Genomic DNA, 8,972 nt, shown 5'->3' with positions numbered 1-8,972 from the left:
ACCGCCGCACTTCATGCCGAGTACGATATCTGTAAGAGGAGCTTCTTCACGCTTAAATTTGCCCGCATATTCAGCAAGTTCTGTAAGAAGTTTTTTGCCTTCTTCAAGTTCGTCTTCGTGCTGCTGGGTTGTCATGAATTTTACGCGGTTTTCGTCGTATGCGCCCAAAAATTCCTTGAAGTATGGGATGTTGTTTTCTTCACAGCCAAGTGAAACGACGAGAACGCCGCCTGCATTCGGGTGATGAACTAAATCAGCAAGGATTTTTGCAGTTGTTTCTTTGTCGCCGCCCATCTGAGAACAGCCGTAAGGATGCGTCCATGTGAAGAATCCTTCAAGACCGCCTTTTTCGCTCGGTTTTGGCTCTCCTGCACAGAATTTGGCATTTGCCCACATTGCAAGAGTTTCAGAAATTTTATTTACACAGCCGACGAGTGGAACAATCCAGACCTCGTTTCGGCTTCCGACTCTGCCGTCTGCTCGTTTGTAAACATTGACTGTCGGAACATTTGCACGAAGTTTTTCGGTTTCTTTGTACCATGCATCGTAAGCAGCCTTTGCATTTGCTTCGTTGTAAGTGTATTCAAGTTCGCCTTCAAGCAAAGTGTGAATGTTGTGAGTGTGAACATGCTTACCTGCAGCGATGTCTTCTGTGGCAGAACCGATTGGATAACCATATTTGATTACCGGCTCGCCTTTTTTGATTTCTTTGATTGCAAATTTATGACCTGCAGTGATATCTTCCTGCAAAGTAACTGTAACTTCAGGAACGTCGTCCATTGCTTCGAGAGTGACTTGAGTGCCTTTTGTAAGCGGCTCAAGAGCTACAGCAACGACATCAGCCTTGTTTATTCTGATTGCGATTTTACTCATCGTGTACCTCTGAATAATTGAAAAAAATATAGAACCATTATAATATTAAAATAAGAAAATGTATATGGAGAATTTTATGCAGATTACAGACACAATTAAATACATTGGCGTTAACGACCACAAAATCGATCTTTTTGAAGGACAGTTTGAAGTACCAGCCGGAATGGCTTACAATTCTTACGTAATCCTTGATGAAAAAATTGCCGTTATGGACAGCGTTGACCAGCACTTCGGCGATGAATGGCTTTCTAATATCAAAAATACAGCAAACGGAAAAACACCTGATTTTCTCGTGATTCAGCACATGGAAATGGATCATTCTGCAAATATCAAAAAATTCATGGACATGTTTCCGGAAGCAAAAATAGTTTCTTCAAAAATGGCCTTCATGATGATGAAAAATTACTTCGGCACAGATTTTGCAGAAAGACAGGTTGTAGTGGCAGAAGGCAGTAAACTGGAACTTGGAAAACACACCCTCAATTTTATTGCAGCCCCGAATGTTCACTGGCCTGAAGTTCTTTTTACTTATGATTCTACAGACAAAGTGCTTTTTTCTGCAGACGGCTTCGGTAAATTCGGTGCAAATGATATTGAAGATCCGGAAGGCTGGGCCTGCGAAGCACGCCGCTATTATTTCGGCATTGTCGGAAAATTCGGTGCAAATGTGCAGACAGTCTTAAAAAAAGCAGCCGGATTAGAAATCAACACAATTGCCCCGCTTCATGGCCCTGTCCTTACAGGCAGCGAAGCTAAAGAGGCTTTACGTTTATACGATATCTGGTCAAGCTACGGCGTTGAAATTGAAGGTGTATGCGTACTTTATACTTCAGTTTACGGAAACACAAAACAGGCTGCAGAAAAATTTGCTGAAATTTTAAAAGCAAAAGGATGCCCTAAAGTTGCACTTTCTGACCTTGCCCGTGAAGACACTTACGAATGTGTAGAAGATGCATTCCGCTACGGAAAGCTCGTGCTTGCTACAACAACTTACAACGGCGGTATTTTCCCAACCATGCGTGAATTTATCGAACACCTTACTGAACGGGGTTACCAGAACCGCAGAATCGGCTTTATCGAAAACGGCAGCTGGGCACCAATGGCAGCAAAAAATATGACCGCAATGTTTGAGCAGAGCAAAAACATTACGGTCTGTGAAACAAAAGTCACTGTAAAAATTTCAATAAACGATGAAGTTATCAATAAGCTTGAAAAACTTGCAGATGAAATTCTGGCATAAAAATTAGTTTTTAGCAGTTACTTTCACTATTCGTGAACCATTTACCAAAACCCGATAAGTTCCAGCCGGTGCATTAGCAAGAGTAAGAACTTCATCGGGATTTTCTTTGTTCAGATGATCAATCGAAAGCAAAACTTCTTCTTCACCACGTTTTACAACAACGCACCGGCTTGCTTCACCAAAACCATTTCCAGTTACAGTAAGCTCAATTGTTGCGGTATCTTCAAGGGTAACTGCATATTCACACTTTTTATTTTTTTCGATTGTTTCAATTGTGGCAGAACCTTTGTTATTGTGATAAATGGCAGTAATGCCGTCTTCGGTTTTAAATTTTGCTTCACCTTTTACGATTTCAAATTTTGCACCTTTAACAGAACCAATTCCTGCCGGAATTTCCTTTACCTTAGTAACTGTAGTTGCATCTTCACCAATCGGACTCTTTTTTGGAGTACCTTTCCATTCCCAGGTTGAATCAACACTGCCTGCTTTTGAAACAGTTCCTTTCAAATCAACACTTTTCTGTGCAAAACACAAACTTACTGACAATAAAGCTGCGGCAACCAGAACAATTTTTTTCATATTTTTCTCCCATAAAAAAAGAGGGAACTCAATCCAGTAAGCACAGTAAAGACTTCGCCTGAACCATGCTCAAAAGATTTCATTCCCTTTTAAATTCAGCCCCAGAAGCATAACTTTTCTAAAGGCCAGTTAATAATTAGTTCTTTGCTTTGATTCCTACAATTCGTGAACCCTGAACAAGAATACGGTATGTTCCAGCCGGAGCATTTGCCAGAGTAATTGTTTTAGCAGGTTCGTCCTGATCAAGATTGTTAATAGCAAGCAAAGTTTCTTCGCCATTCTTTACAACAACCATGCGGCTTGCTTCTGCAGAACCGTTTCCTGTAACGATGAATTCTACTGTAGCAGCATCATCGAGAGTAAGTGCATATTCTGCCTTGCGTTTTTTCTCAAGGTTTTCATAGTTAGCAGAAGATGAATTATTGTGATAAATTGCAGTAATGCCGTTTTCTGTCTTGAATTTAGCTTCACCCTTAATAATTTCAAATTTAGCACCTTTGATTGAACCTGTTCCAGTCGGGATTTCTTTTGCCTTAGTAACAGTTGTCATATCTTCACCAATAGGGCTCTTTCTTGGGGTGCCTTTCCATTCCCATGTTGAATCAACACTGCCAGCAGCTTTTGGAGCAGCTTTAAGGTCAGCTGATTCCTGAGCGAAAACTAATCCACCAATCAATAACGCAGCAACTGCGATTCCAAATCTTTTTAACATTTTTAATTCCTCCTTTAAAATGCCTGTATATTATAATAACAAATCTATTCTGAATATGTTGCAGACTTTTTTCAAATTTCTGTTGTTTTTGAAAATTTCTGACAATAGAAACACGTTTTGTTTTTTAATATAATTAAGACAAATGGATTTTTTTGAATTAAATGCCTTTTTAAACCTTTCACAAACTCTCCACTTTGCTCATACAGCCGAAAAAGTAAATCTGAGTCCTTCTGCTTTGAGCCGCCTGATTTCCCGACTTGAAGAAGAAACTGAAACAATTCTTCTGGAACGAAACAACCGGGAAGTTAAATTAACTCCACAGGGAGCAGAATTTGCGCAGTTTGCAAAAAAATGTCTGGAACAGCAGGAAGACATTCTGAATTCATTTAAAGCAGGCGGCGATGAAATTTCCGGAACTCTTCATGTCTATGCTTCTGTAACAGCATGCTATTCTATCATGCCTCCTTTTTTAAAAGAACTTTCCGAAAAATATCCTCAGATTCATCTGGAAATTGAAACAGGAGATCCTGCAGGAGCTGTAAATGCCGTAAAAGAAGGACGGGCTGAACTTGCCGTTGCCGCAATTCCCGAAACAGGTCTGAACGGCTTTGATACAATTCCAGTACACAGAACTCCGCTTGTTTTTGCCGCAAGTATTGGCGGTGCATACGAAAAAGTAAACGGAAGCCCTCAGGATATTGTTTCTTCAGTACCATTGATTTTACCAAAGACAGGGCTTGCCCGCGAAAGATTCGATGCATGGATTTCAAGCAGAAATGTAAAACCAGTAATTGCTGCCGAAACAGAAGGAAACGAAGCAATTATGGCTCTGGTTCAGCTTGGAATTGGTATCGGATTAATTCCACATATTGTTCTTACAAATGGTCCTTATGACAAAGGATTTACCTGTCTTTCAGCAGGAAATGCACTCGGTTATTACGAAGTCGGTTTCATTCAGAAAAAAGAGATTTCAGGAAGTGAGTCTGTCAAAAAAATCAGAAACGCTGTAAATGATATTTTGGCTACAATTAAATAATTCTGTGGATTGCACTAATAAAATTCACTATAATCCTTTTTATGAATACAGAAATATCGATTACAGTAAAACCGAATGATGAAAAAAATCAGACTCTCATAAATTCTGAAATTGAACGCACGCTTTCCAAAAAAGGAATAAAATTTCAGGGTGAAAAACTGACCTCTGTATTCATTAAAAAATCAATTGATGCGCGGCACGGTCAGATAAAACTGCTTCTCAAATATAAAGTTTACATCGCTGAAGAGCCGAACGGAGACGGAGAAACTCTTCCTGTCTGGAAAAAAGCTTCTGGAAGCAAAACAGTTGTAATAATTGGTTCAGGACCGGCTGGTCTTTATGCTGCATTCAGACTTTTAGAAGACGGAATAAAACCTGTTTTAATTGAACGCGGATCATGCACAGAAGAACGAAAAGGCGATATTACAAATCTTGAAACTGACGGTAAACTTAATGCTCAGTCAAATTTCTGTTTTGGTGAAGGCGGTGCAGGAACATTTTCAGACGGTAAACTTTACACTCGAAGCAATAAACGCGGCGATATCGGAAAAATTTACCGTATTTTTGTCGAATTTGGAGCCAGTGAAAAAATAATGACTGATGCTCATCCACACATTGGAACAGACAAACTCCCGGGAATTATCAGCGGAATGAGAAAAAAAATCATAGAACTTGGCGGAGAATTCTATTTTGATACACTCTGCACAGATTTACTGGTTAAAAAATCACTTTCTTCTCTTTCTGTCACCGGCGTAAAAATAAAAAATCTTAAAACAAGCACAGAATCTTCACTTGAATCAGATGCAGTAATTCTTGCGACAGGGCACTCGGCAACAGACATTTATAAAATGATTGCGAAAATTTCCCCTTCTTCCCTGGAAGCAAAAACATTTGCTGTTGGCGTGAGGGTTGAACATCCCAGAACATTAATTGACTCAATTCAATTCCATGGAAAACCGATGCCTCAGGCTGCAGAATATCGTCTTACAACTCAGGTCGAAGGCCGCGGAGTTTACAGTTTCTGCATGTGTCCCGGCGGATATGTTGTTCCCTGTGCTACTGCAGAAAATCAAATAGTTATTAATGGAATGTCTGCTTCAGGACGTAACAGTGAATGGAGTAATGCAGCCATTGTAGTTGAACGCAGAGTCGAAGACATTCCTTCTGAATTTATCGAAAAAGCAAAAAATGACGGCTGTGAAGCTCTTGGTGGTCTTTACTGGCGTACATGGCTTGAAGAAGAAACTTTCCGACATGCAAAAGGTCAGTTTGCTCCGGCCCAAAAACTCGTCGATTTTCTCGCTCACAGGGATTCTTCTGATTTAGGAAAGACCAGTTATAAACCTGGAGTAATTCCAAGCCGGCTTGATGAATGGCTTCCAAAAGAAATCAGTTCAAGGCTCGAAACAGCTTTTAAAGATTTTGATAAAAATATGCATGGATTTGTCTGTGACGATGCGCTTCTGATTGCAAGCGAAACAAGAACAAGTACACCAGTTCGAATTTTACGAAGAAAAGAAACTCTGGAATGTGAAGGAATTGCAAATCTTTATCCGTGCGGAGAAGGTTCCGGCTATTCAGGCGGAATCGGTTCATCCGCAATGGACGGAGAAAAAGTTGCCGCACAAATTTCCCATAAATTTCAGGAGAATGCATGACAAAAGACGAACTGATTTTCATGATAAATGCAAAAAAGGAATTTGAATTTTCCTATAAAGGCAAAAATTATAATCTGACTTACGACCGTGACGATAAAGGCAATGATTTAATTGTCTTCGGAGAAAGGTTTCAGGGCAAAAAATATACTTCATTCGGTGAATTTATGAACGAAGCACGTATTGAAAATCACTTTTTCCGTGAAATGCTGGATATTCTTTAACAATAACCTTCTCAGTTGTAAATCACTTGTTTTTTCAATAAAATAACAGAATGAAAGCATCTAAATTTTACATTTCAACACTTCGCGAAGCTCCATCAGAAGCAGTTATCGCAAGTCACAAATTAATGCTCCGCGCAGGAATCACACGCAAACTTGGAAACGGTCTTTACACATACCTTCCTCTCGGAGTACGTTCCCTTTATAAACTCGAAAATATTATCCGTGAAGAACTCGACGCTTCAGGCGCACTTGAATTCAAATCAACAGTAATCGTTCCGGGCGAAATCTGGAAAGAAAGCGGACGCTGGGAAACTATGGGCCCTCAGATGCTCAAGGCAAAAAACCGCGCTGAACAGGACATGGTTGTTTCTCCAACTGCCGAAGAAGCCTACACAGCAATAGTTCGCGATGCACTCGACTCATACAAACAGCTTCCTGTTAACCTCTATCAGATTAACACAAAATACCGCGACGAAATCCGTCCCCGCTATGGAGTAATGCGCGGTCGTGAGTTCATCATGATGGACGCATACACAATGAACGCCGACGATGCTTCCCTCGACGAATCATACAACGAATATGAAAAGGCATATTTCCGCATCTTCAAACGCCTCGGCCTCAAAATCATTCCGGTTAAGGCAGACTCAGGAGCCATGGGCGGAAGCGGTTCAGAAGAATTCATGGTAGAAAGCCCGATTGGTGACGATACCCTCATTATCTGTCCGAACGAAAAATGCGGTTACGCTGCAAACGTTGAAAAGGCAGAATGTGCTTTAGACGAATCAGTAAATATTAAAGGCGAAAAACCTGCCGCAACAGACAAAATGCCGGAAATGGTAGAAACACCTAATGTATTCTCAATTGAAGACATGGAAAAATTCTTTAATGAATCACCAAAAATGTTCATTAAATGCCTTATCTACCGCGTAATCAATTCTTCCCTCGACTTCTCTGACGTAGAAGCAGCAAAAAACTGGAAACGCGTTAAAGACCCTGCAGGCGATTACTATCCTGTTTCTTATGCCTGTGTCTGCATCCGTTCAGACCTCGATGTTAACGAAGCAAAACTTGCCGCAACCCTTAAAGCAAGCGAAGTTGTTCTTGCCGAAGACGAAGAAATCGTTGAATACGCACAGGCAGGTCACGGTTTTGTAGGCCCGATGACTTCAAAATGTCCTCTTATCGTTGACTACTCTGTTGTAAAAGACGGACAGGCCCGCATGCACGACGCAATCACAGGAGCCGGCAAAAACGGTTACCACGTTAAACATGTTGAACCACTCCGCGACTTTACACCATATATAAATGCAGATGTACGCACAGTAAAAGAAGGCGACAAATGTGCCTGCTGCGGCAGTGAATTCTACACCCGCAAAGGAAACGAACTCGGACACATCTTTAAGCTCGGACACAAATACACAAAATCAATGCACGTAACCTTCCTCGGTCAGAACGGAAAACCGACAGAACCAACAATGGGCTGTTACGGAATCGGTGTAGACCGCACACTCGCTTCAATCATCGAAAAGAACAACGACGAAAAAGGAATTATCTGGCCAATGTCAGTAGCTCCTTTCCAGGTTTGCATTGTTCCGATTAAATATGACGGCGCAATGAAAGAAGAAGCCGACAAGATTTATGAAGAACTGCGCAAAGCAGGAATTGAAGTTCTCCTCGACGACAGAAACGAACGCCCAGGCGTAAAATTTGCTGACATGGAACTTATAGGAATCCCGCTGCGCATTACAGTAGGCGACAAAAACCTTCCTAATGTTGAGTTCAAGCCGCGTGCAGCCCAGGAAGCAGAACTTGTTCCTGCCTCAGAAGCAGCAGCAAAAGCTGAAGAATTCGTTAAGGCAGAACTGGCAAAATTAAAGGCGTAAAAATGAATATTTTCAAACGAACATTTCTTTCACTTTTAATTTTCCTTTCAGCTGCTGCTCTGTCTGCTCTTCCAGGAGTAATACCTGCTGTTCCTGACTTTTCAGGACAGTATGTTTACTACCGCGATTTCAGTTTTGAACGTGAATCTTACATCGGTATTCTTTACTACGACGAATCAACCTATGCACTGCGCTACTTTGCACCAGTAGTAAATGATAAAAAAAATCCAAAACCCGAAAAAAACATTCACATTTTATTTACACTGGACTCTTCTAAAAACTATGTAGAACTGACCGGTGAACGGATTTTAACTTCAATCGCCCCTGAAGACACAGATTTAGTAAATTATATTCACGACTTTATCTACGAAATGACCAAAAGACGCCAGAATGCAGGTGAAGTTACTGAATCAAAATCAGAATATCAGGATTATGAACAGTTTGGCGGGAAAGTTACGCTTTATTTCAATCCGCTTATCCCGATTTTGAATCTTGAAAAGATTATTTCTGTTGATAAAAAAACTGTTTTTAAGATTGTAACGGCAGGCCAGCTTGTTTCTTCTGAAGACCAGAGTTTTGTTGAATTTTCAGGCATATCAGAAAAAATTTCTGATAAAACCCATTCATTTAAGAAAAATAAAAAAACGAAATCAGAAATTTTTACATACAAAGCCACAGAAAATTCAAAAGAACTTAAAACAAAACTTGACAATTCCTGGACAGCAGTTGCAGAAAATTTCTTCACACTGGAAAGCGTAGCTGTTCTTACA

9 protein-coding genes are annotated in these 8,972 nt (G+C 40.5%); 6 read left to right on the top strand and 3 right to left on the bottom strand.

Annotated elements, in window-relative coordinates:
- The coding region (locus ACKI5B_RS04130; protein ID WP_407426115.1) for a UxaA family hydrolase at positions 1 to 873 on the bottom strand (873 nt) is incomplete at its 3' end.
- Positions 874 to 949: 76 nt separating this feature from the next.
- Between ACKI5B_RS04130 and ACKI5B_RS04125 the strand changes: the two genes are divergently transcribed.
- Positions 950 to 2,113, top strand: a complete 1,164-nt coding sequence (locus ACKI5B_RS04125) for an FprA family A-type flavoprotein (protein WP_407426113.1) — start codon at positions 950 to 952, stop codon at positions 2,111 to 2,113.
- Positions 2,114 to 2,116: 3 nt separating this feature from the next.
- Here the strand turns inward: ACKI5B_RS04125 and ACKI5B_RS04120 are convergent, their stop codons facing one another.
- Both ACKI5B_RS04120 and ACKI5B_RS04115 read right to left on the bottom strand, forming a co-directional pair.
- Positions 2,117 to 2,692, bottom strand: a complete 576-nt coding sequence (locus tag ACKI5B_RS04120; RefSeq protein WP_407426111.1) for a hypothetical protein — start codon at positions 2,690 to 2,692, stop codon at positions 2,117 to 2,119.
- 136 nt (positions 2,693 to 2,828) lie between these two features.
- On the bottom strand, positions 2,829 to 3,404 hold the full coding sequence (locus tag ACKI5B_RS04115) for a hypothetical protein (RefSeq protein WP_407426109.1): 576 nt from the start codon (positions 3,402 to 3,404) through the stop codon (positions 2,829 to 2,831).
- Between the two features lie 142 nt (positions 3,405 to 3,546).
- Here ACKI5B_RS04115 and ilvY point away from each other — a divergent pair, with 142 nt between their 5' ends.
- From ilvY to ACKI5B_RS04090, 5 genes are all read left to right on the top strand, one after another.
- A complete protein-coding gene (ilvY, locus tag ACKI5B_RS04110; RefSeq protein ID WP_407426107.1) occupies positions 3,547 to 4,440 on the top strand; it encodes an HTH-type transcriptional activator IlvY in 894 nt (297 codons plus the stop codon).
- A gap of 41 nt (positions 4,441 to 4,481) precedes the next feature.
- Complete coding sequence (locus tag ACKI5B_RS04105; RefSeq protein WP_407426105.1) at positions 4,482 to 6,098, top strand: NAD(P)/FAD-dependent oxidoreductase; 1,617 nt, start codon at positions 4,482 to 4,484, stop codon at positions 6,096 to 6,098.
- Positions 6,095 to 6,319: a hypothetical protein gene (locus tag ACKI5B_RS04100; RefSeq protein ID WP_407426103.1), complete on the top strand. Its 225-nt coding sequence runs from the start codon at positions 6,095 to 6,097 to the stop codon at positions 6,317 to 6,319. The genes ACKI5B_RS04105 and ACKI5B_RS04100 overlap by 4 nt, the downstream gene beginning before the upstream one ends.
- A 50-nt stretch (positions 6,320 to 6,369) precedes the next feature.
- Positions 6,370 to 8,202 (top strand): proline--tRNA ligase, encoded by a 1,833-nt coding sequence (locus tag ACKI5B_RS04095; RefSeq protein ID WP_407426101.1) that lies wholly within the window; start codon positions 6,370 to 6,372, stop codon positions 8,200 to 8,202.
- Between the two features lie 2 nt (positions 8,203 to 8,204).
- Positions 8,205 to 8,972: DUF7954 domain-containing protein (locus ACKI5B_RS04090; protein ID WP_407426099.1), on the top strand; the 768-nt coding region annotated here is incomplete at its 3' end.

The sequence above is a fragment of the Treponema sp. genome, assembly GCF_045657965.1.
In the GTDB taxonomy this organism is placed as follows: Bacteria; Spirochaetota; Spirochaetia; order Treponematales; family Treponemataceae; genus Treponema_D.
Note: the sequence above shows the minus strand (reverse complement) of the source record. Positions and strands in the feature narration are given on the sequence as shown.

Coding starts and splice junctions, on each gene's coding strand:
- ACKI5B_RS04125 (WP_407426113.1), top strand. CDS start 950: ATGCAGATTACAGACACAATTAAATACATTGGCGTTAACGACCACAAA.
- ACKI5B_RS04120 (WP_407426111.1), bottom strand. CDS start 2,692: ATGAAAAAAATTGTTCTGGTTGCCGCAGCTTTATTGTCAGTAAGTTTG.
- ACKI5B_RS04115 (WP_407426109.1), bottom strand. CDS start 3,404: ATGTTAAAAAGATTTGGAATCGCAGTTGCTGCGTTATTGATTGGTGGA.
- ilvY (WP_407426107.1), top strand. CDS start 3,547: ATGGATTTTTTTGAATTAAATGCCTTTTTAAACCTTTCACAAACTCTC.
- ACKI5B_RS04105 (WP_407426105.1), top strand. CDS start 4,482: ATGAATACAGAAATATCGATTACAGTAAAACCGAATGATGAAAAAAAT.
- ACKI5B_RS04100 (WP_407426103.1), top strand. CDS start 6,095: ATGACAAAAGACGAACTGATTTTCATGATAAATGCAAAAAAGGAATTT.
- ACKI5B_RS04095 (WP_407426101.1), top strand. CDS start 6,370: ATGAAAGCATCTAAATTTTACATTTCAACACTTCGCGAAGCTCCATCA.